The sequence below is a fragment of the Nocardia sp. NPDC051052 genome, from assembly GCF_044456045.1.
Taxonomy (GTDB): domain Bacteria; phylum Actinomycetota; class Actinomycetes; order Mycobacteriales; family Mycobacteriaceae; genus Nocardia.
Genome location: NZ_JBITFL010000015.1, coordinates 65,072 through 87,236, shown reverse-complemented (window position 1 = coordinate 87,236; position 22,165 = coordinate 65,072). Strand labels below are relative to the sequence as shown.

At 67.7% G+C, this 22,165-nt stretch carries 22 protein-coding genes; 15 read left to right on the top strand and 7 right to left on the bottom strand.

The window, feature by feature from the left end; all coding sequences use genetic code 11:
• Positions 1-345 precede the first annotated feature (345 nt).
• Together ACIBCN_RS37225 and ACIBCN_RS37220 are read left to right on the top strand one after the other, a co-directional pair.
• Positions 346-990 carry a hypothetical protein gene (locus ACIBCN_RS37225; RefSeq protein ID WP_396996695.1) on the top strand — a complete coding sequence of 215 codons (645 nt, stop codon included), beginning with the start codon at positions 346-348 and terminating at the stop codon, positions 988-990.
• A 139-nt stretch (positions 991-1,129) separates the two neighbouring features.
• Positions 1,130-3,211 carry a CocE/NonD family hydrolase gene (locus ACIBCN_RS37220; protein WP_396996693.1) on the top strand — a complete coding sequence of 694 codons (2,082 nt, stop codon included), beginning with the start codon at positions 1,130-1,132 and terminating at the stop codon, positions 3,209-3,211.
• An 82-nt stretch (positions 3,212-3,293) separates the two neighbouring features.
• Here the strand turns inward: ACIBCN_RS37220 and ACIBCN_RS37215 are convergent, their stop codons facing one another.
• The 3 genes from ACIBCN_RS37215 to ACIBCN_RS37205 all read right to left on the bottom strand — a co-directional run bounded on the left by ACIBCN_RS37215 (position 3,294) and on the right by ACIBCN_RS37205 (position 5,699).
• Positions 3,294-4,352, bottom strand: coding sequence for an AraC family transcriptional regulator ligand-binding domain-containing protein (locus ACIBCN_RS37215; RefSeq protein ID WP_396996692.1), 1,059 nt, complete (start codon positions 4,350-4,352; stop codon positions 3,294-3,296).
• A gap of 169 nt (positions 4,353-4,521) precedes the next feature.
• Entirely contained in the window at positions 4,522-5,073 is a 552-nt protein-coding gene (locus ACIBCN_RS37210) for a TerD family protein (protein ID WP_396996691.1), read from the bottom strand.
• Positions 5,074-5,171: 98 nt separating this feature from the next.
• Positions 5,172-5,699 carry a hypothetical protein gene (locus tag ACIBCN_RS37205; RefSeq protein WP_396996690.1) on the bottom strand — a complete coding sequence of 176 codons (528 nt, stop codon included), beginning with the start codon at positions 5,697-5,699 and terminating at the stop codon, positions 5,172-5,174.
• Between the two features lie 72 nt (positions 5,700-5,771).
• Here ACIBCN_RS37205 and ACIBCN_RS37200 point away from each other — a divergent pair, with 72 nt between their 5' ends.
• The 10 genes from ACIBCN_RS37200 (at position 5,772) to ACIBCN_RS37155 (ending at position 15,729) form a co-directional block, all read left to right on the top strand.
• Positions 5,772-6,299 carry a MarR family winged helix-turn-helix transcriptional regulator gene (locus ACIBCN_RS37200; protein WP_396996689.1) on the top strand — a complete coding sequence of 176 codons (528 nt, stop codon included), beginning with the start codon at positions 5,772-5,774 and terminating at the stop codon, positions 6,297-6,299.
• A 101-nt stretch (positions 6,300-6,400) separates the two neighbouring features.
• Positions 6,401-7,285, top strand: coding sequence for a MerR family transcriptional regulator (locus ACIBCN_RS37195; protein WP_396996688.1), 885 nt, complete (start codon positions 6,401-6,403; stop codon positions 7,283-7,285).
• A 221-nt stretch (positions 7,286-7,506) separates the two neighbouring features.
• A complete protein-coding gene (locus tag ACIBCN_RS37190; protein WP_396996686.1) occupies positions 7,507-8,832 on the top strand; it encodes a glycosyltransferase in 1,326 nt (441 codons plus the stop codon).
• Positions 8,829-9,929: a polyprenyl synthetase family protein gene (locus tag ACIBCN_RS37185; protein ID WP_396996685.1), complete on the top strand. Its 1,101-nt coding sequence runs from the start codon at positions 8,829-8,831 to the stop codon at positions 9,927-9,929. The genes ACIBCN_RS37190 and ACIBCN_RS37185 overlap by 4 nt, the downstream gene beginning before the upstream one ends.
• A 12-nt stretch (positions 9,930-9,941) precedes the next feature.
• Positions 9,942-11,468 (top strand): phytoene desaturase family protein, encoded by a 1,527-nt coding sequence (gene crtI / locus ACIBCN_RS37180; protein ID WP_396996684.1) that lies wholly within the window; start codon positions 9,942-9,944, stop codon positions 11,466-11,468.
• Between the two features lie 13 nt (positions 11,469-11,481).
• Positions 11,482-12,432 (top strand): phytoene/squalene synthase family protein, encoded by a 951-nt coding sequence (locus ACIBCN_RS37175; protein WP_396996683.1) that lies wholly within the window; start codon positions 11,482-11,484, stop codon positions 12,430-12,432.
• Positions 12,433-12,465: 33 nt separating this feature from the next.
• Positions 12,466-12,807 (top strand): lycopene cyclase domain-containing protein, encoded by a 342-nt coding sequence (locus tag ACIBCN_RS37170; protein WP_396996682.1) that lies wholly within the window; start codon positions 12,466-12,468, stop codon positions 12,805-12,807.
• Between the two features lie 2 nt (positions 12,808-12,809).
• A complete protein-coding gene (locus ACIBCN_RS37165) occupies positions 12,810-13,136 on the top strand; it encodes a lycopene cyclase domain-containing protein (RefSeq protein ID WP_396996881.1) in 327 nt (108 codons plus the stop codon).
• Positions 13,137-13,204: 68 nt separating this feature from the next.
• A complete protein-coding gene (locus ACIBCN_RS37160; RefSeq protein WP_396996680.1) occupies positions 13,205-14,722 on the top strand; it encodes an FAD-dependent oxidoreductase in 1,518 nt (505 codons plus the stop codon).
• Positions 14,719-15,729, top strand: coding sequence for a DUF5914 domain-containing protein (locus ACIBCN_RS37155; protein WP_396996679.1), 1,011 nt, complete (start codon positions 14,719-14,721; stop codon positions 15,727-15,729). The genes ACIBCN_RS37160 and ACIBCN_RS37155 overlap by 4 nt, the downstream gene beginning before the upstream one ends.
• Before the next feature lie 75 nt (positions 15,730-15,804).
• Here the strand turns inward: ACIBCN_RS37155 and ACIBCN_RS37150 are convergent, their stop codons facing one another.
• Together ACIBCN_RS37150 and ACIBCN_RS37145 are read right to left on the bottom strand one after the other, a co-directional pair.
• Positions 15,805-17,559: a flavin monoamine oxidase family protein gene (locus tag ACIBCN_RS37150; RefSeq protein ID WP_396996678.1), complete on the bottom strand. Its 1,755-nt coding sequence runs from the start codon at positions 17,557-17,559 to the stop codon at positions 15,805-15,807.
• Positions 17,560-17,814: 255 nt separating this feature from the next.
• Entirely contained in the window at positions 17,815-18,480 is a 666-nt protein-coding gene (locus tag ACIBCN_RS37145) for a maleylpyruvate isomerase family mycothiol-dependent enzyme (protein ID WP_396996676.1), read from the bottom strand.
• Positions 18,481-18,555: 75 nt separating this feature from the next.
• Here ACIBCN_RS37145 and ACIBCN_RS37140 point away from each other — a divergent pair, with 75 nt between their 5' ends.
• Together ACIBCN_RS37140 and ACIBCN_RS37135 are read left to right on the top strand one after the other, a co-directional pair.
• A complete protein-coding gene (locus tag ACIBCN_RS37140) occupies positions 18,556-18,993 on the top strand; it encodes a MarR family winged helix-turn-helix transcriptional regulator (protein WP_396996675.1) in 438 nt (145 codons plus the stop codon).
• Between the two features lie 73 nt (positions 18,994-19,066).
• On the top strand, positions 19,067-19,258 hold the full coding sequence (locus tag ACIBCN_RS37135; RefSeq protein WP_396996674.1) for a hypothetical protein: 192 nt from the start codon (positions 19,067-19,069) through the stop codon (positions 19,256-19,258).
• Positions 19,259-19,308: 50 nt separating this feature from the next.
• Here the strand turns inward: ACIBCN_RS37135 and ACIBCN_RS37130 are convergent, their stop codons facing one another.
• Both ACIBCN_RS37130 and ACIBCN_RS37125 read right to left on the bottom strand, forming a co-directional pair.
• Positions 19,309-20,193: a ketopantoate reductase family protein gene (locus tag ACIBCN_RS37130; RefSeq protein WP_396996673.1), complete on the bottom strand. Its 885-nt coding sequence runs from the start codon at positions 20,191-20,193 to the stop codon at positions 19,309-19,311.
• A 69-nt stretch (positions 20,194-20,262) separates the two neighbouring features.
• Positions 20,263-21,552: an amidohydrolase family protein gene (locus ACIBCN_RS37125; protein WP_396996672.1), complete on the bottom strand. Its 1,290-nt coding sequence runs from the start codon at positions 21,550-21,552 to the stop codon at positions 20,263-20,265.
• A 77-nt stretch (positions 21,553-21,629) separates the two neighbouring features.
• Between ACIBCN_RS37125 and ACIBCN_RS37120 the strand changes: the two genes are divergently transcribed.
• On the top strand, positions 21,630-22,124 hold the full coding sequence (locus ACIBCN_RS37120) for a MarR family winged helix-turn-helix transcriptional regulator (RefSeq protein WP_396996671.1): 495 nt from the start codon (positions 21,630-21,632) through the stop codon (positions 22,122-22,124).
• Positions 22,125-22,165 lie beyond the last annotated feature (41 nt).

Genomic DNA, 22,165 nt, shown 5'->3' with positions numbered 1-22,165 from the left:
ACTAGCGGCAATAGATACGTCAAACCACAAGTAACACTAACCCTGAGCGCCGCCCAGATCACGCCGCCGCGGCCGCTGCATTACTTCCGCTGACCGTCGTCTACGGGGCAATCCTGCGAACACAAGTCCGGAAAGCTCACAGTTTTGCACCTGGACACAACCAGGCTCGGTCGTGACATTTGTCCATAGATCGAGCGCCACCGTTGTGCAATCCGCCAAACGATTCCGACAGCCGTCTATGCAAGTCAAATCTCGACGTACTGCCATGGAACACAGTCGCTTAGCGGACTTTAGATTGCCTTAAACAATGGTCACCGCCGGCCGGATAGGCCCTAATATGCCGCCATGAACCTGTACGACGACGTGACCACATTCGACACCGGAGCGTTAGCGCTCGAAAATCACGCGTCGAACAGGGAATCATCCGATCACCCGACCGCCGCGGTGCAGGCCGCCCAAGACCACGCGGGCGACGTGCCCACCGCCGCAACGGAACTGGGTGCGGCTGTCAGCACCTTCGTCGCAGCCAACCGCCGGTTGGTTCAGTTGATGCACGCGGCGAAGCGGCAGGGATTGGGCAGCAGCGAGATCGTGCGACGCACCTCGGCGGCCTGGCCGCCGGAGATCACGTTGGACATACTGGCCAAGTTCGAGCAAACCGCGCGAGCCGCCCATGTGCTCCGCAGCGCGGGAGTCTCCGTCGCGGACGACGGCACCGATCGCGAAGGCGATGTGGTCGTATCGCTGCACAGTTCGTGGTCTCGGCGGTTGGTGTGCCTGCACATCAACAGACCCGAGGCCAGCCAGGAGTCGACCCGATGGTCAGCGCTGGCAGTGGTCGGCGCACTGCACGCCGCGGGCTACCGGCTGCTCGTACACCCCGGCTCACGGTTGACCGCCTCGTCCGCGATCGAGTACTTCGCCGACCCGGCCGCGGTATTGGTGATCGAGGAACCCGATAGCGCGACCTCGTACACCACCTACCTCTGAGCCGAGCCGAGGCCGGTCCGTAGTTCCACCGCGGGTTTGAATGTGCCGTGTCGTCGCGGGGCAAAAAGATGTCGCGGCGGGACGAGCCCTTATTACTCACTGGTAGCAACAATCCGGGCATGACTTTTTCGAGATCAGCATGACTGCTCGGTCGCGACCGACATGGCTCGCATTGAAGTATCTGGTGGCAGCGGCCGCCTGTCTGGCGGTGACGCCCTTTGCGACACCGATCGGCTCCGCCGACTCCCCCGGCGGATTCACCGGTATTGATGGCGGTAAGTTCGCCGCGGGCTGGACCGCCGCGGTGGACGGTCCGCAGCCGTACCGCGGCATCGCACCCGATCTCGCCGTGCCGATCACGATGAGCGACGGCACGGTGCTCAAGGCCGACATCATCCATCCGGCACAGGACGGCCGGGTGGCCGACGGCAAACGGCCGGTGATCTTGCAGATGCAGGGCTACGGGAAGTTGCCGATTCTGATCGGTCAAGCGCTGCTGGACATTCCGGGCATCAAGGATGTGCTGCTGCCGTGGGCTGGATCGCTGAACATTCCGGGCGTGGGGCTGGACGGCATCTTCGATCTGAGTCGCCAGCTGGACGCCGGTGCCGTGCAAGCCGCGGCCCAGGACTGGGCGTTGGCGCACGCGGGTTACACACTGGTGCAGGTCGATCTGCGCGGCACCGGCAGCTCGGCCGGTGCGTGGCAGGTCTTCGGGGACCGGGAGAAGCAGGACACCGCCGAGGTCATCGACTGGATCACCCGGCAACCGTGGAGCGACGGCAATGTCGGAACCATGGGGGTCTCGTTCACCGCGATCACCGCGTTGCAGGCGACGGCGCACAAGCCGCCCGGGTTGAAAGCGGTCTTCGCCTACGAGGGCAGCGGCGACATCTTCAACGACATCGCCGGGCCCGGCGGCGCGGTCGGCGTCGGCTTCCTGGTGCCCTGGCTGATCGGGGTCAACGCGGCCAAGATGATTCCCGACATCGAAGGACTGCTGGTCGGCCGGTTCGATCCGGCCCAGGAGTTGCAGTGGCTGAAGGATCGATTGGCCAATCCCGCAACCCTTGTCGACAAGGTCGTCAACGGCTACACCGCGATGGCGCCGGAGCAACTGACCCAATCGACGAAGGATCTCCTCGATCCGAACTCGGAATTCCGCCGTGGCCTGAAGACCGACGCGACCGCGATCACCACACCTACCTTCATGGTCGGTGCGTGGTTCGACATCTTCGGTGACACTCCCACGCAGACGTTCAACGCCATCCCGCTGCCCGGCGAGCAGAAGAAGCTCATCATGGGCGACGGATATCACGTGGGCTCGGGCGTCGCGGGCTTCGGCAAGCCGGGCATGCCGCCTCGGCTGGATGTGTTGCAGCGGGCGTGGTTCGACCATTGGCTGCGCGGAATCGACAACGGCATAGACGAATACAACCCGCTCACTGTCAAACAGCAGGGCGGCGCCTGGACCGACGCGCCGGAATTCCCGCGCGACGAAATCACTTATCGGCGAATGTATCTCGATGACATTTCGTCGGGCACCAGCGCCAATTCGAGGTTCGACGGTGGCTTGTCCGCGACCCCGCGGCAGGCAGGCGTCCGCGATGCGACCGTCGCGCCGGGCTTGCTCAGCCTGTGCGGTCGTGACGTGGCCCGGATCGCGGCCGGCGTACCCGCCATCATCGAAGCGTGCGCGGAGGATTCGCGGATATGGGAGAACGACGGGCTCACCTTCACCAGCAACCCGGTGGGCGCGGCGACGAAGATCTCCGGCCCGGTCGCGGTGCACCTGAACGCGGTGCACGACGCGGCCGACGGGTACTGGGTGGCCACGCTCAACGATGTGGCGCCCGACGGTAGTTCGCGGGAGATCGCCACCGGCCAGCTGGTCGCTTCGCTGCGGCAGATCGACGAGGCGAACAGTACGAAGTCGGCGAACGGCGACTACACGCGTCCCGCCTATTTCCTCGATCTCGGTCGGCGGGAACGAACCGTGCCCGGCGACCCGGTCGCCCTCGACGTGGCGCTCACCCCGATCGACGCGGTCCTACAGCCCGGTCACCGACTGCGAGTCGATGTGTACGCCAGCAACTTTCCGAAAGGTCTGCCGATCCTGCCGGTACTGGTCGACTCCGGATTGCGGGCGCAACACGTCCGCCTCGACCCCGCCGCCCCGAGTTGGGTGAACGTGCCACTGAGCACCGACATCCCTGAATAAACCCGGCGGATAACGACAACGCGGTTCCTGATCATCACCCGATGGTCAGGAACCGCTTTTGTCGGTACGGGGCCTGCGACCACTACCGGGAAACGGTGCGGCGGAGGCGGATCGACGGACGCTCGCCGCGCTCAACCCGCGCCGCGTTGCGGATCTGCTGTGGCGTCATCCCATACCAGCGGCGCACCACCCTGGTCAGTGCCGATTGCTCACCCAAGCCGACCAGCGAGGTGATCCGGGACATGGACAGTTCGGTTTCGCGCAGCAGCCGGTAGACCACGTCTCGACGGGACTCGTCGAGGATCTCGCGGAACGAGGTGCCTTCCGCGGCCAGCGTGCGCTGCAAGGTGCGCTCGTGCATCGACAGCATGCGCGCCACATCGCGGATATCCGGTATGGCCGTGCCGATGGACTGTTCGATGGACACCCGCACCCGCGCGCTGATCGTCCGATCCAGCTCGGAGTAGTTCTTCGTCAGGTAGTCCATCGCCATCGCGCGCACGACCGGGCTGCTGCCCGGCACCGGGCGCTCGAGCACGGCGGCCGGGAAGCGAAACATGGTGGTGGGCGTGCTGAATCGGACGTCGGTGCCGAAATGCTCGGTGTAGACCGAAGGGGATATCAGTGCTTCGTGCGGCAGATGTACCGACCGGAGTGCGGGTTCCTCGCCGAACACCCTGCGCAGCGCTCGGTGAATCGTGCCCGCCGCGAGATCCACCCCTTGACTGAATCCCGTGGCCTCCGCGGGATCCCGATAGTGCAGCGCGACTACATCGGACTCGCCTTCGGGGTCGGGCACCAGCGCGATCGACAGCCCGGCGTGCTGGATGAACAGAAATCGCGCGGCGCAAGCGATCGCCGCACCGACGGTGGGCGCGTGCGCCAGCGCGACCGCCAACGGACCGAGCACCGTCTCCTGCTGGCTGGCGGCCAACCGCAGGCCGAAGTCCGGACGACGCACGTCGGCCGCCGCGGCTTCCAGCGCCCAGCCGATGGATTCCGCCGCGATCAGGGTGTCATCGCTGTCGATGGTGTCGGTGTCGATATCGAATCGCCCGAGCAGCGTCCGGCCGTCTCCACCCAGCTGATCGACGAGCGCGCAATATCCGCGCAAACAGGCCGCTCGTGCCATGACCGGCATGTCTGACCACCTCATTCGACGATCGAGTGCTCCGGCAAATCCGGCCCACACCCCGACCCGCCCCAGTTACTAGCGAGTAGGACTGTAACGCGCGCCACAACAAGAGATCAAGATTCTTGTGCGTTCGCGCTGGGACCGAACCTCGGCGCCCGTCGGCAGGCGGAGGCGATCAGTACAGATATTGCCGAACCTGCGGCGCGGCCTCGGCCGGATGCCGGGCGGTGATGCCCGCATCGATCTCGTGGTACGTCCAACCCCCGTCATCGGTGCGGCGCATGGCGCCCATCACCAGCCCGGTATGCGATTCACCGTGCAGTTCGTAGCGGACGATCTCGGTGCCCGACCCGCCGTCGACCAACCGGCAGAACGCATTCTCGATCTCGGCGAAGGAATGGCCGGTGTAGCAGGTGACCAGGAAAATCACCGCAGTCACCTGGAGCGGCAACCGGGTGAGGTCGACCGCGATGAGTTCGTTGTCGCCCTTGCCTTCCCCGTTGACGCTGTCGCCGAGGTGCCGGATCGAGCCGTCGGTCGAGGTGAGCCGCTCATGGTAGACGGCATCGATGAGTTGCTCGCCGCTGAACAACAGCGCGGCCGCGTTCATATCGATGTCCCTGGCGCGGCCCCCGAACCAGCGGCCGCGGCGCACCGGGTCCCAGCCGAGCGCCATCGTGACGTGATCGAGCCGCGTACCGGTGTTGCCGCGAAGCGTGACGGACACATGTGCCCTCTCCTACAGGGCGACCGACATCCCGATACCGCATCGCCGCGAGTAACCAGGGCAACCACATTAACGGAATCCTTACGGCGCCAAGTCCGTCAGCCTGCCGGTGTGCGCGGCACGGAGCACGCGGCCGCCGTGAACAGGGACAGCCATGGTTCACCAAGGCCTTCCATCACTTTCGCCAGCGCCTCGACCATCGGCTGGTGCTGGGCGGGCAGCGCCGACGGCGGCTCGCTGTAATCGAAGACGACCTGCGCGGCGGCGCCGTGCTCGACGATGTAGCGCAGGGTGGCATCGACCGGAACCTGGCCGATCGCGGCCTTGCGATCCGGAGCAGGCACGAGGGCGGGCCGGTCAGGTGCCGACGGGGGCTGCTGCTCGACGGCCAGCATGCGGGTTACCGCCGCGTCGGCGGCCGCCAGGTCCGGCGCGGACAGCTCCGCGCCATCAGAACGGCTCGCCACCACGATCGCGGACGCGACATCGGCGCCCGGAAAGGCGTCGAGTGCCTGCTCGGCCCTGGCCGATTCGGCCGAATCGGGCAGTGATCGCGGCGCCTGACCTGCCGCGTCGTTGCCGCCGATGAATCCCATGAGTGCCGTCGACGCCGCGAGAAGCACCACGAGCAATGCCCATGAGCGACAACTTGCGCGGCACCGGCGGATATTCTGGCGATCTAGACAGAAAGGACGCCGATGCCCATCGATAACCCGGCCGAGAGCAGCACCGAGCACGGCGACCGCGACCGCCTGGAAACCGAGATCGCCCTGGACATCCGCGCGCTCACCACCGCCGCCGAGCAACTCGGGCACGTCTTCGCCCAGTCGAACAATCTGCGTCCCAACGACTTCCGGGCGCTGACGCACATCGCCACCGCCGACGCCGAGGGCACCCCGCTGACCGCGGGACACCTCGGCACCTCGATGGGCGTGTCTCCCGCCGCCATCACCTACCTGGTGGATCGAATGATCAGCTCGCGCCACATCCGCCGCGAGACCGACACCAGCGATCGCCGCAAGGTGCTACTCCGCTACGACGAGCACGGCATGGAAGTCGCCAGCTCCTTCTTCACCCCTCTCGGCTTGCGTACCCGCGCGGCCATGGCCGACCTTCCCGAGGCCGATCTACTCGCGGCCCATCGCGTGCTCACGGCCGTCGTCGGCGCGATGCGCACCTACTTCACCGAACTGACCGACGGCGCGCCGGCGCGCGAGGCGAACTGAGCGGTTCGGCAGCGGTGGCGACAAGCCGCGATATATGCATCGCTTTTGCATCGTAGCGCCTATGCTCGAAGTAGGCCTACTCGCGAAGGAGCGCACCCTGGATGACAGCCGGAGAGCAGGGTGCGCCGCGGGTCGAGTACCGCATCGGTTTGGTTGCTCGCCGGTTCGGCATACCGGTGGCGACGCTGCGGAGCTGGAATCAGCGGTACGGGCTCGGGCCGCCGCGGCACCGTCCGGGCACGCATCGCCATTACACGCCCGACGATGTGGCGATCATCGCCAGGATGGTCGAGTTGGTGCGCGCGGGCGCGAGTCCCGAGAGCGCGGCGCACGCGGCGCGGGCGGTCGACGCTCCGGTTCCCGCGCTCGGCGACATCGAACCCGTGATATCCGCGGCGGTGCGACTCGATTCCACGGAACTACTGGCGACGATCTCCGCCCACCTCGCCCACCACGGCGTGATCGCGACCTGGAATCGGTTGTGCCGACCCGCTTTTGCGGCCGTCGTCGGCCGACAGCATGCCGCGGGGGGCGATGTCGACGTCGAGCACGCGCTCTCTTGGGCGGTCGTCGCCGGACTACACCGGGTGAGTCCGCCACTGCGGGACACCGAGCGGCTCCGTCGGGTCGTGCTCGCCTGCACCGACGGTGAGTACCACACGATTCCGCTCGAAGTGCTGCGCGCGGCCTTGGCCGAGCGCGGCGTGCCCGCCGTGTTCCTCGGCCAGTCGGTGCCCGATGACGCGCTGATCAGCGCGCTGTCGAAACACGATGGCACGCCCGTCTTGGCGCTGTGGTCGCAGGTGCACGCCACCGCGCGACCGGAATCGGTCCGCGTCGCCCGCGCCGCGTCCGCGCAGGTGCTGCTGGTCGGGCCGGGATGGGCAGGAGCTACCGGCCTGATGGGCGTGCAGCAGGCCGAATCGCTCGAGCAGGCGATCGAAGAACTGTGCCGCGCCGCAGCGGTGCCCGGCGTCGACACGTAACCGGGGTTGCGATGTGATTAAGTTTCTGAAATAGTTTGACCGACTTGCTGCATCGTTTCTGCATCACTTGAGGTACAATAAACAGATCCGTTTCGGAGGGAGTCGCGTGGGTAAATACCCCGAGCTCGCTCACGATGCGCGCGCCCACCGGCTACCTCGCGAGCGTCGCGGTAAACAGCCTCGCCAGCGGTGTCGCGTCAGCTCAGCGGAGGGATAGCGTGATGGCCCGATACCTGTTGGCGGCAAGTCCGATACCCGGACATGTGACGCCCATGCTCGCGATCGCCGCCGACCTCCGCCGCCGCGGGCACGAGGTTCGACTGCTCGCCGGTGAAACGTTTCATCCAGCGGCGGCCAACGCCGGAGTTCAGCCACTGCCCCTCGCCGACATCGCGCGACCCGCGTCGGCCGGACCGCCACCAGGGCGACTGCCCGGCGTGATCGGGCGCTGGCGCACCGGCCGGGCGGAGTTGCGGTCGAGCCTTCTCGCTCCATTGGCCGCCCAATACCACGCGCTGGCAACCGCTTTGGCACGCGAACGGTTCGATGCCGTACTGGTCGACGTGATGTACACCGGGGCGATTCCGTTGCTGCTGTCCGGACGCGCGCGGCCACCGGTCCTGGCCTGCGGAGTGGTTCCGCTGACCCTGTCCAGCATGGACGCACCGCCGTTCGGCATGGGCCGGCGACCACAGGCCGGGCAGGACTACACGGCGATGAACCGATTCGTCCACCATGTGCTGTTTCGCGACGATCAGGCCCGGCTCGACGCGACCCTGCGCGCACTCGGGGTCGAGCAGGCGCCGGTCTTCTTTTTGGACTGGCCGAAGCTGGCCGACCGGCTGCTCCAGTTCACCGTGCCGGGCTTCGAATACCCGCGGCGTGATCTGCCGCCGTCGGTGGTGTTCACCGGGCCGATTCCGGCGTCGTCGGCCGTGGACGCCGCGCTGCCACCGTGGTGGGCGGAGCTGCGGCGAGCACGAACGGTCGTCCATGTCACCCAAGGCACCTGGGACAACGCCGATTTCGGCCGACTGATTCGCCCGGCGCTCGCCGCGTTGAGCCCGCGCGCCGAGGTCCTGGTAGTCGCCACCACCGGTGGTTCGGCAGCCCCGCTCGGGCCGATTCCGGCGAACGCGCGGATATGCGATGTCGTGCCGTACTCCCAGCTGCTGCCGCACGTCGACCTCATGATCACCAACGGCGGTTACGGCGGCGTGCAGCAGGCGCTGAGCCACGGCGTGCCCGTCATCGTCGCGGGCGACACCGCCGACAAACCGGAAATCGCCGCTCGGGTAGCGCATTTCGGTGCCGGGATCGACCTCGGCACCGGCCGACCGCGGCCCGCCGCGCTCACCGCGGCCGTCGACCGCGTGCTGAGCACCGGCGGCTACCGCCTCGCCGCCCGGCGGTTGGCCGCGGAAATGGCGGAACACACACCGTTCGACACGATTTCGGACCAGCTCGCGCAGCTCAGTTCGGCACCGGACGCGGCAACCGGCAACGGGCGCGGCGTGCGGGGCATTCGAGAAGGGAACCGCCGGTGAGCACCGTTTCTGTCGACGCGTCGTGGCCATCGTCCACCCGAAGCCGAACCGCCGGCGTCGGCGAGTTCGAAAGCTGGCGGGCCGAGGTGCGGACCCGCGTGCTCTATGAGGTCGCGGACTTCCTCGGTGGGATACGGATCGACCGCCTGCGCACGGCAGGCGTCGAAGACGTGCTGCGCCAATACGCCACCGGAGGCAAGTGCCTGCGCTCGACGTTCATGTACCTCGGCTGGCTGTGTGGCGCCGAACCGGACGGTGCCGCGTTGCGGGCCTCGGCAAGCCTGGAACTGCTGCACGCGTTCGCTTTGCTGCAAGACGATGTGATGGACGACGCGGTGTTGCGCCGCGGCGAATCCGCGGCACATATTCGCCTGGCCGAACGGCATTTGGGCAACCAGGACAACCGATTCGGCGCTGCCGCGGCGACGCTGCTCGGTGATATGTGCCTGGTGTGGGCCGAGCAGATGTTGCGCGAGAGCGGTGTCGAAGCCGCGGCGCTGGCCCGGGTGTGGCCGGGCTACGACGCGATGCGGATCGAGTTGGCGATCGGCCAGTTCGGCGATCTGTCCAACGACGTTCGCGGCGGGCCCACCCTGGACGAGGTGCTCGACATCGCCCGCGCGAAGTCCGGGAACTACACCGTCCAGCGACCACTCGAGCTGGGCGCCGCGCTGGCGGGCTGCCCCGACGGCACGCTGAAGATGCTGTCCCACTATGGAACTCACATCGGCGAGGCGTTCCAGCTCCGCGACGACCTGCTCGGCATCTTCGGCTCGGCCGCGATCACCGGCAAACCCGAGGACAGCGACCTCGGTCAGCGCAAGGCCACCAGCGTCGTGGTCGCTGCCTTGGAATCGGCGGGCCCGGCGTCCCGGCGGGAACTGTTCGAACTGATGAGTCGCCCGGTCCTGGACCCGGCCGTGATCGCCCGGTGCCGGGCGTTGATCGGCGGGTCGGGCGCACCCGAGCGCATCGAGGCGATGATCGCCGAGCACGTCGACGCGGCCAGGACCGCGTTGCGCGCCGGACCGCTCGATTTCGGGCAACGCTCGGCTCTGGACCAGATGGCGCTGCTGTGCACCGCGCGGCAGCTGTAGAGGAGGCATCGGATGCGCACAGTCAAGGGCGCTACGGACCACGTCGTGGTGGTGGGAGCCGGTTTGGCGGGCCTGGCCACCGCGCTGCATCTGGCCGGCCGGGGTAGGACGGTGACGGTCGTCGAGCGGGAGTCGGTGCCGGGCGGGCGGATGGGCCGCTTGGATCTGGACGGCTACCGGATCGACACCGGCCCGACCGTGCTGACCATGCCCGATCTGATCGATGAGGTCTTCGCCGCGGTCGGCGAGCAGACCCGGGATCGGCTGGAGCTGCACCGGATAACGCCCGCCTATCGCGCCCGGTTCGCCGACGGACGCACCCTCGACGTGCACAGCGACGAGCAGGCCATGGTGCACGCGATTACCGAGTTCGCCGGCGCCGACCAAGCCGCGGGCTATCGGCGGCTGCGGGAGTGGCTCACTCGGCTCTATCACGCGGAGTTCGACAGCTTCATCGCGTCGAACTTCGACTCGCCGCTATCCCTGGCCACGCCGTCGCTGACCCGCCTGGCCGCGCTGGGCGGCTTCGGCGGCTGGGACCGCAAGGTCGCGCGGTTCATCACCGACCCGGATCTGCGGCGGGTGTTCACCTTTCAATCGCTGTACGCGGGTGTCGCGCCCGATCGCGCGCTGGCCGCCTACGCGGTGATCGCCTACATGGACACCATGGCGGGGGTCTACTTTCCGCGCGGTGGGATGCGTGCGCTGCCCGACGCGCTCGCCACCGCAGCCGAAACCGCGGGCGTGCGGTTCCGCTACGGGACCACGGTCACCGAACTGATCCGCGACAGCACCGGAGTGCACGCCGTCCATACCGACACCGACGAGCGAATCGCCTGTGACGCAATCGTGCTGACCACCGAGCGACATCGTGCCTACCAGCTGCTCGGCCATCGCTCGCGGCGGCCGATTCCGGTGCGCGCCGCGCCCTCCGCGGCGATCCTGCATGTCGCCTGCGACCGGGGTGCCCTCGATATCCCGCACCATTCGCTGCTGTTCGGCGCGGCGTGGGAATCGGCTTTCCGCGACATCATCCAGGACGGCCGCGTCATGTCCGACCCTTCGCTGCTGCTCACCCGTCCCACCGCGAGCGACCCCACGCTGGCACCGGACGGGCGCGAACTGCTCTACATTCTCGCGCCGGTACCGAATCTCGAACGCGGACAGATAGATTGGTCGAGTTTCGGTCCCGCCTACGCCGAGCGGGTACTCGACATCACCCGGGATCGTCTGGGCGCCGGAGCAATCCGCGGCGCCGAACTACTCCGGGTGATCACTCCCGAGGACTGGGCCGCCAAGGACATGCTCGCGGGCAGCCCCTTCGCCTTGGCGCACACCTTCGCCCAGACCGGTCCGTTCCGGCCCGCCAACATGATTCGCGGGATCGACAACGCGGTGCTGGCCGGCGGCTCCACCGTGCCCGGCGTCGGCATTCCGCCGGTGCTGGTCTCCGGACGTCTCGCCGCCGACCGCATCACCGGACCGGTACCCGCCGGTGCGCGGTCGCGGCCGGCCACCCCAACCCGCTCCCCGAGCTGATCGGACATTCGAGATGACACGCACCGAACTCGATGCGGCACGGATCACCGATCCGGCGCTACGCCAGTCCTATCAACGGTGCCGCACCCTGAACGCCCAGCACGGCAAGACCTTCTTCCTGGCCACCCGCCTGCTCGCCCCCGACCAGCGGCCCGGCGTGCACGCGCTCTACGGCTTCGCCCGCCGCGCGGACGACATCCTCGACGACTTCGACGAACGCCTCGGCCCTGCCGAGCGCGCGGCCCGATTAGCAACGCTGGCACGGCAATTCAACTCGGGCGAGGCCGACGGCGATCCGGTGCTCGCGGCGCTGCTGCACACCGCGGACAGCTATCGGATACCGCGCGAGCTGTTCGACGCCTTCCTCGCGTCGATGCGAATGGACCTGTCGGTCACCGACTATCCCGACCGCGCCGCGCTGGACCGCTACGTCTATGGATCGGCGGAGGTGATCGGACTGCAACTCCTGCCGATTCTCGGCACCACGGAATCCACGCAGGACGCGGCGCCGTACGCGGCGGCCCTCGGAAAAGCGTTCCAGCTCACCAACTTCCTGCGCGATGTCGACGAGGATCTGGCCCGCGACCGGGTCTACCTGCCCGCCGATGAACTGGCCGTGTTCGGCGTCGACCGGGAGCTGCTGACCTGGTGCAGGCAACACGGACGGGTGGAGCCGCGGGTGCGCCGCGCGCTGGCCGCGCAGCACGAAATCACCAGGCAAACTTATGCTTTCGCGCGCTGCGGGATCGAGCGGTTGGCCCCGCGATCACGCCCGTGCGTCGCCACGGCGCTGGTGCTGTACTCCGATATCCTGCGCCGCATCGAGGACAACGACTTCGAAGTGTTCGGCCGGCGCGCCGTGGTGGGGACCAGACGACGGGTTCGGGTCGGCGTCGAAGGCTTGGTGCGTGCCTGGTGGGCGCGTCAAGGACGCAAAGCCGACCCCGTGCGGTCATCCGCATAACGCCCCGGATTCCCGAAAACATAAGGGAGCGCAATGGATCACTGGCACTATCTTTTCCTCTTGATCGCCTGTCTGGCGTTGACCGCGCCGCTGGAGTTCTTCGGACCGGGTGTCTACCGGCGGCCGCGGCTGCTGCTCGGCGCCGTGCTGCCGGTGGCATTGTTCATCGTCTGGGATCTGCTCGCGATCGCCGCGAACGTCTGGGATTTCAACCCCGCCTACCTGCTCGGCGTGCGCTTGCCGGGTGGGATGCCGCTGGAAGAGCTGCTGTTCTTCGCGGTGATCCCGCTGTGCGGGCTGCTCACCTTCACCGCGGTGGAGCACCTGCTCGGCCGCAGGCACAATGCGCGCGCACGGGCGGAGACCAGCGGATGAGTGTGACCGGACTGGGCTACACCTTGCCCGCCGTCGCGGCCGTCGGCGCCGTCTGCCTCGTCGAATGCCGACTGTTGCGGACCGGGCTCTTCCGGCGCCCTGCATACTGGCTGTCCATGGCGATCGTGCTCGGCTTCCAAATCCTGGTCGACGGCTGGCTGACCAAGCGCACCGCGCCGATCGTGCGCTACAACCCTGATCACATTCTCGGACTGCGGTTTCCGTGGGATATCCCGGTGGAGGACTTCCTGTTCGGTTTCGCCTTGGTGACCGCGGTGCTGCTCGGCTGGGAGCGCGCCCGGCAACGACAGGAAAGGTGTGCCCGGTGAGAAACGGTGTGGCAGAGCCGGCAACCGGTCGGGATCGGCGAAGAGTCAACCATCCGGGGGCGCCAGGAGTGTCCGATGTCGGTGCCGGCGGGACGCGGCCGAGGGCGGTGGTGGTCGGCGCGGGAATCGCCGGGCTCGCGGCCGCGACCGGGCTGGCCGAACGGGGCTTTCACGTCGATGTCCTCGAACGGGAACAGTATCTCGGCGGGCGAGCCGGGGGTTGGACCGAGCAACTGGCCGACGGCACCGCCGTGGGAATGAATCGTGGCTTCCACGCCTTCTTCGCGCAGTACTATAATCTCCGAAAACTGTTGGCGCGCAGCGATCCCCGCCTGACTCGGTTGCGTCGTGTCGACGACTATCCGCTCGTCGACGCGGACGGCCGCCGCGACACCTTCCGCCACCTGCCGCGCACCCCACCGTGGAACGCGCTCGCCTTCGCCCTGCGCAGCCCGACCTTTCGGCTATCCGACCTGATCCGCATGAACGCGCGGGCCGCCGCACCGCTGGCCGCGGTGTCGGTCCCGCGGATCTACGAGCAGCTCGATCACCTCGACGCGGAAACCTTCCTACGCACCATCAACTTTCCGCAGGCCGCCCGCCACCTGGCGTTCGACGTTTTCTCCCGCAGCTTCTTCGTCGAACCGCGGCAGATGTCCGCTGCCGAGCTGGCGGCGATGTTCCACATCTACTTCCTGGGTTCCAGCGAGGGCCTGATCTTCGATGTGGCACAGGACAATTTCGACGTCAGCCTGTGGAACCCGCTCGCCGAGTACCTCAGCGCGCCGAAGGTGCCGGGGCGCGCGGGCCAGGTGGAATTCCATACCGGCGTGTCCGTCGCACGCGTCGACGTCGGCGGCGCCGCCACGTTCCAGGTGACCGACGACAGCGGCGCGGTCCTCGACGCGGACGCGGTCGTGCTGGCCGTGGACGTCGCCGCGCTACGCACCATCGTCGCCGCCTCCCCCACCCTCGGCGACCGCGAATGGCGTTCGCGGATAGCCGGATTGGCGACGGCTCCGCCCTTCGCGGTGCACCGGCTGTGGCTGGGCCGGCCGGTACGCGCCGACCGGACCGGTTTCCTGGCCACCGGCGGCCTGGACCCACTCGACAACATCAGTGTGCTGGACCGCTATGAACACCAGGCCGCCGAATGGGCCCGCCGCACCGGTGGCAGCGTGGTCGAACTGCACGCCTACGCGGTATCGAGCAAGCCTGCCGCCGATGCCGATCTACGCGACCGGCTGCTCGCGCGCCTGCACGAGCTCTATCCGGAGACCGCCGGTGCGCCGATCGTCGCCGAGCGGATGCTGTGGCGGCAGGACTGCCCACGGTTCGCGCCGGGCGACTTCGCTCGACGGCCCGGCGTGCTGACCCCGCACCCGCGCCTGGCGCTCGCCGGTGACGGCATTCGGGTCGACCTGCCGGTCGCCCTGATGGAACGGGCCGCGACTACCGGGTGGCTCGCCGCGAACGCGCTGCTGCGGCAGTGGGGTGCGGCCGGACACCCGCTGGAGACGGTCCCGGTCCAGGGTCGTTCCGCGGTACTGCGTAGCTTCGCGACCCGGGAGAGGAGTACCCGATGAGTAACCGCCGATATTCCGCCAAGTGGCTGGAAAAGTCGCCATTGCAACGCTTTTCGCCGGAGAAGTGGGCCAGGCAGCAACCGACCTACGACGCGGCCGACCCGCGGCTGATCGAGACCGCGCTGCGCTGGTCGCAGCAGCGGCCCTCGGGCAACTGGTACGCCTTCGCCGCGAGCACCGGCGTGCGCGGCGACCGCCCGTTCGGCACGACGATCGGCGGTCGCGAGATCGTCGCCTGGCGCGACCGGGCCGGTGATCTGCATGTCGGCCCCGGCGCGTGTCCACATCTGGGCGCGCCGCTCGACCTCGCGGAGGTCGAGGATGCCGCGCTGATCTGCCGCTGGCACGGGATGCGGGTCGGCGCGGGCGGTTCGGCGCGCTGGCGCGCTTTCCCCAGCCACGACGACGGCGTGCTCGCGTGGGTTCGCCTCGATGCCGTGGGTGGCGAAACCCCCACGGACGCACCGATTATCCAGTCACGCCCGGCGGACACTGCCGTGCATGCCGTCACCAGGCTGGTGGGGGTGTGCGAGCCGCGCGACATCATCGCCAACCGGCTCGACCCCTGGCACGGCGCGTGGTTCCATCCCTATTCCTTCGCCAGGCTCGACGTCACGCAGACACCGCCGCTGACGGATATCACCGAACAGAATCACCGTTTCCTGCTGAACGTGACCTTCCGAGTGACCCGAAGCCTCGGCGTCCCCGTCGAAGCCGAGTTCACCTGCCCCGATCCACGGACCATCGTGATGCGCATCCTTTCCGGCGAGGGGGCGGGCAGCGTGGTCGAAACCCATGCCACACCAATGGGACTCGGACCGGACGGCAAGGCGCGCACCGCCGTCGTCGAGGCGGTGATCGCGAATTCGGACCGGCCGGGTTTCCGCCACGCGCGCCGCGCGCTGCCGCTGCTTCGACCACTGATGAATCACACCGCCACCCGATTGTGGCGGGACGACCTCGCCTACGCCGAACGCCGCTACCAGCTGCGCACCCGCTCTCGATGAGCTACCTGGCGGCGCCGCTTATCCGCTGCCATTGCTCGCGGTGCCACACGACGTATGCGATCTGCACGTCCCGCCTCAGCGTTGATGGACTTCGAGCGCGGTGCGGACCGCGCTTTCCAGCGCACCTTCGATCCAGGCCGGTTTGAGGCTGGTGTGGTCGCCGGCCAAGTGGATTCGGCCTTCGATCGTGCGGGTCGCGGCGTGGTGCTCGTGCAGCTGGCCCGGAGTGGGAATGACGGCTTCGCCGAGGGCGTAGCGGGCGCGTTGCCAGGACTGGGACAGGCCGACGCCGGTGAATTCGGCGTCGACGCGGGGGCCGAACATGCGGCGCATTCCCGCGAGCGCGAAATGCACGCGCTCGCTGTCGGTGAGCGAATCCCAGCGCATGGCGTCGTCGGACCAGGTGTAGCTGGCCAGTACGACGCCGCCCTCGGCCTCCGGCACGTGGGAGGGGAAATAGGTGAACCGGTTCGGGCAGTCCGACACGCAGCCGCCGCCGCGGAAGCCGCCGGGGCCCTGCTCCCAGAACCTGGTCTTGAACTCGAGCAGCACCTTGGTGGCCGCGTCGTGGTGCAGTTCGGTGATGGCCCGCCGGGTCGGGTAGGACAGCGGCGGATCGAAGGTGCAGAAGCGCGTGGCGGTCAACGGGATAGCGAGAATGACGTAGTCGCCCTCGAACGTTTCGATCGGGTCGACGGGTTGGCCATCGGTATGCTCGTTGCCGGTTTCGGCGGTGGTCCAGACCTTGACGCCGCGGTCGGTCTGTTCGATATGGGTCATGCGTTTGCCCTGATGTACGGCGGGACCGAGTTTCCGGGTGAGCGCGTCGGTCAGTGTCGCGGTGCCGCCTGCGAGTTCCCAGTAGCTGGCGTCGGGACGGATAAGTGTGTGATCGACCATCGCGGAGATGACGCCGTAGTGCAGCCGGGAGGTCAGGTTCTCCAGGGTGCCGACCGCGGCGAAGTGCCCGAGGCTCCAGCCCTGCTCCATCAGATAACCATGGGTGGAGTAATCCTCGTACCTATTGAAAACCTTTGCCCAGCTGTCGATTCGGCGTTCGATCGGCCAATCGTCGGACACCGCGACCCGGCTCAGGGCGTGGTCGAGCGCGACCCGGGCCTGGGTGGTCAGGCCGACACCGAAGCCACTGTGCACGATCATGGGATCGGCGGCGTAGTTCGCGCGGCTGACGATCTTTCCATTCGTGTCGATCAGGCTGCGACCCGCGGCGGGTGGCGGCCGGAACTCGGCGGCGGGACCGTTCGACCATTGCTCGCCGGTGAACGACCGGTAGGCGACGGGGGTTACGGACGCGGAGCGCGCTTCCGGCGCGACATCGGCGTTGTGGAACTGCCGCCGCCGCAGACCCAGCTTGTCGGCCAGGGCGAGCACCAGCGGATGGGCGCTCGGCAGGCGCATCGCACCGGCCTCCGCGTAGAGGTTCGGGTCGGTGAACACGCCGCGAAAGGTCTTGACCCGGCCGCCGGTGCGGCTGCCGTTGGCTTCGAGCACGGTCACCTGATGCCCGGCATCGACGAGCAGGTTGGCCGCGGCCAATCCGGCCGGACCCGCACCGATCACCAGAACCCGTTTGGGTGCAACGGTTTTCGGCAGACCGGTGTCGATGAGCGTCCGCAGATACGTCAGCTTCAGGTCCTTGTCGTCCGAGTCGACCTGCAGCATCTCTCTGGCGAGTTCCACGCTGCGGTCTATCGAGCGCGCGGAATCGATCCGGGCCGACGGTGCCGCGCACGACGTGGTGGCCGCCAATGCGCCCGCGGCGACCGCGGTGCCGAGCAGCGCACGCCGTCCGATCACATTCTCTGCCATCTGAATATCAGGCAGCGGCGGTTTGCTGGACACCGGACGGGTCGAGCAGCTCGGCCTCGGCAGTCGCGCTTCGCTTACGCATAGCGGTTCTCCTCTCGGGTTCGCTTGCTGATCACCTGTCCGAAATCGCCGATCTTTTGCATGAACCTGTACGCGGATATAACGATAGCTCAGAGGTTGCTACTAGGCCGGATGCGACACGGTAGTAACGTCGGCGAATCCGGAGACGAGTCAGGCGATTACATCCGCCGACGCCTAGTTGGCGAGCAGTCGGGCGGCCAGCGCCGGAACACCTTCGCCGGTCACGCTTTCCAGCGCGGCCGCCCGCCCGGTCACCACCAGGAGCAGCGCCTTGATCGGGCCGCGGATCTCGGCGCCCGCGCCGTGCGACCAGTCGATATCGGTGGCGCGCAAGGCGAGTCCGTCGAGCCGACGCTTATCCCATACCGGCCAACCGATTTCGGCCGCGATGCCGGCACCCGTCGCGGCCGCGTCGGCCGGGACGTCGATGGTGCGACCCAGCGGGATGGCGATGTCCTGACCGTGCACCATGGTGTCGAACAGGATGTTGCGATAGTTGGTGGGGCCCGGCAGTTTTCGGGACGCCGCGTGGGTGCGGATCGTCGATACCAGCTCGGCGACCGGTCGATTCGCGGCCCGCACGGTGAGGTCGTCGATGAGCCGGTTGTAGTTCCCGTTCGCGCGCAGACCGGCGACGAACAGCGCGCCGAGCGACGGCGGTCGCGGCGTCAGGGCGATGTGCGCGGCGACGTCGCGGATCCGCCAATGCGCGCACAGCGACGGCGACTCCCATTCCGCGGCGGTCAGATCCGCGAGCAGGTCGGCGATGGCGAGGCGCTGCTGTTCGATGACCCGCCAGCAGGCTTCGCGGTCGAGCGGCTGTCGTACCTGTGCCGTCATCGGACACCTCCGATAGCATTGGTCAGCATCACTGATTAAAATAGTCAGTGAATCGTACTATTGTCAAGGAGCGGCATGGCCGACGGCGAGCTGAACACGGGGCTGCTGATGTACATCGCGCACCGGTCGATGGAGGATCGGATCTTCGCCGAACTCGGCGCGGCCGGCTTCGACGACATCACCGTGGCCCAGGGCAGGGTCGCCCAGCGCATCGGCGCCGATGGCACCCGTCTCACCGACCTCGCCGAGCAAGCGCAGATCACCAAGCAGACCGCCGGATTCCTGGTAGACCAGCTGGAACGCGCCGGATACGTGCACCGCGTTCCCGATCCGAGCGACGGTCGCGCCCGCCTGGTCCGCCTGTCCGCCCGCGGCAAGCAGGTGGCCGAATTCTCCAACTCGGTCGCCGATCGGATCGAAGCCGAGTGGGCCGCACACCTGGGCACCCGGCGCATGCGCGAACTGCGCGAGGCACTCGGCGAACTGCGCGAGATCACCGACCCCTACGCCTGATCCATGGTTGAAATAAGTCGGCGAGCCTGATTAAATTGGTCAGATAGACTTACTAAAATTAGAGAGCGTCATCATGACCGATCCAGGATTCTCCACGTGGGCAAGGCAATCCAGCGCGGACTCGTACCGTCTCGCGCGGCGATCACGCCGCCCGATCTCGCCGGTGTGGCGTGCCATCAAGACCGTGTTCGCCCTCCTGTTCCTCGCCGTGGTCGTCGCCGTCGGCACGCCGATCGTGCTAGCGGTGCTGCACACCGTCGGCTAGCGCGACGGGGCGAATAGCGGCCACCACGGTCGTCCTGCCGATGTCCAGGACTACCCCGGCCGGACTGCCAGCAGCGCCGGGGTGCCTTGCGGTGCAACGGAGTTCATTTCGTCGATCAGCATTGCCGCCTCACCTTTCGGCGCCACGGACGTTGTTTTGACGAATACCGGGAGCCGGGTGAGTGCCCACAGCAGCGCGGCGACTACCGGAACAGGAAGGCGGTCGAAGACGGCGAGCGGTCTCGGCGTGAGGCTGTTTCCCAGTCGGCGCACCAGGTTCAATCCTTCGCGCAGGGCGCGAGCCAGCTCCATCGCTTCGCGTCGGCTCACCCCCCGGCCGCTACGGTGCGCGCTGAGTCCGGCGAGCATCAGCGGCACGGCGAGGGCCGCGTGGGTACGCAGCCAACTCTGCATATCAGGGTGTGCGGCCGAGGGTATCCCGGCGTCGGAGAAGACAGTCGCCCAACGATCATCCGAGACGGTGGTGGGTAAGCCTCGGCGGAGAATGGTCGAGGCCAGTCTGCCGTCTTCGATGCCGGCCACTATCGCCGGGAAACCGAACACCACCCGCTGCGCACCCACGGCGTCACGGAGGCGGTCCAGCGGCCCGAAGGTGTTGAACATGAACATGACGGTGTGCGCGGCACTGGCGGCGAGACGCGGCAGCAGCACGTCGACCTGCGACACGAGAACCGTGACCAGCACGAGATCCCATGGTGTAGTCGGGTCGAGCTCGTCGGCGACGTGCACGGCGGCTTGCGCACCGGTGGTAGTGACGATTGCCTCGGCATCGCGCAGGTGCTGTAGTCGGGTGCCGCGAGCGATGACGGTGACGTCGTGGCCTGCGCGGGACAGGTGGAAGGCGAAGGCACTGCCGATTCCGCCGGGGCCGATGACCGCGACGCGCAAGCCAGGCGTGCTCTGAGGTAGGGACATCCTTGATTCCTACTCTCAGGCAACATGATTCGACAACCGGCCCGCCACATCGCGGCCGTCGACCAGTGGCTATGCCTCGGCTCTGCTGGTGTCGTGCTCCGGGCGCCAGCCCCGCGGCAGTACCTTGCCCTGGCGGATCGTGGCCGCCCGGCCGTTCGGGTCGGACAGCGCACTCAGGTCCGCGAGCGGGTCGCGGTCGAGTAGCAGCGCGTCGGCCACCGAACCCGCGGCGATCATCCCGGTGTATGCGGGCATCGCGATTCGTGCCGCGGCGTGCCGGGTCACCGTGGCGATGATGTCGGCGGGTGACAACCCCGCCTTGGCGAACAGTTGCAGTTCGCGCAGCAACGCCAACGGCGGGGACGGCATCGTCAGCGCGACGTCGCTGCCTGCAACGATTTTCACCCCGGCCGCGTGCATGATCGGCAGTGTGCGCATCCCGTACCGGAAACGTGCCATGGATTCGGCCGCCGGGTGGTGCGGGAACGGCCGCCCGAATCCCGGCCGCGCCGCCACCGCCCGCGCCCCGGCTTCGTCGAGGATGCCGGCTACGACGAGTTCCTCCAGGTAGCCGCGGTCCCCGCCGTGCCCGAGCTGCTCCCAGGTCACCAGGGTCGGGCAGTAGTAGGTCCCGGAACTCGCGAGCAGATCGGCGAGTTTCCCGGCTTCGGTGAGCGCGTCGTCTCCCGACGGCAAGGGGGCGTGTTCGACGCAGTCCGCCCCGGCCGCTACCGCGTCTTCGATGTCGGCGTGCGTGCGGATGTGCACGAGCACCTTCTTGCCCACCTCGTGCGCGGCGTCCACCATGACGTGTAAGGCGCGGCGGGACAGCTTGTCCGGAGCCCCCGGTTCGCCGTCGTAGATGAATTTGACGAAGTCGACGTCCCCGGCCAGCTCGAGCACCAGCCGACGGCCTTGGTCGGGATCGCTGACCTGACGGGCCATGGCCGGGTTGCCGTGTGCCTGCATCGGCCAGCCCTCGACCCCGGTGAACACCGGGCCGGCGTAGAAGAGTTTGGCCGTCTCGCCCGGATCAGCGTAGGTCCGCACGCCGTGGTCGATGGCCAGTGAGCCACCCAAGTCCACGACCGTCGTGATCCCCGTCGCAAGGAAATCGGCCAGTGTCCGTATGACGTAGGGAACCTGCTCCGGTTCCGGCAGGGAGGCCGCGTAGCCGGCCAAATGCGTGTGGCTTTCCCACAGTCCGGGGATCAGGTATCCGCCGCGGCCGTCGATGACCTCGTCGTCGGTAGGCGCCGCATCCGGTGCGCTGGGCCGCACCTCGGTAAACCGTTCGCCGACAACGACAACTTCCGCGTCCGTGATCGGCGCTGCGCCGGATCCGTCGATGACTGTCACGTTTCGAATGATCATATGAGCAAAGTACATCGGATCCGATATTAATTCTAGATCGGATCCGATGTATCTTGGACGGCATGACGGAATGGCGACCCGAGACGGCACCCGCTCAGCTGATCAACCATGCGGCTCGGCTCTTCGCCCTGCTGCATGACAGCCGCCTGCGAGCATTGGGCATCACGGCCAGCCAGATCCCCGTCCTCGGCACGCTGGCGGACGGATCCGCCCTGACCCAAAAGGAGCTGGCCACCCGATCCAGCGCCGGGCAGCCCGCCATGGCCGAACTGCTGGGCCGCATGCAACGCGATGGCCTGATCCAGCGCACACCGCACCCACACGATCGGCGCAGCAGCTTGGTCGCGCTCACCGAGCGAGCGATGTCGCTACTGCCCGAGGCCAGGACCGTGTTGTCGCAAGGCCACGCGGACGCACTCACGGGCTTCGACGACAGCGAGATCCAGCTACTCGCAGCGCTGCTGACGCGACTGATCGCGAATTTGGAGCAGGCCGTGTCGTCAGCCGGTGACAGCCGAACGGGCAGCACGCCGATGGAAGAACCCAACTCGGCCTGACACCGTTTATCGCCACGTGGCACGAAAGTGCATGCGGCTAA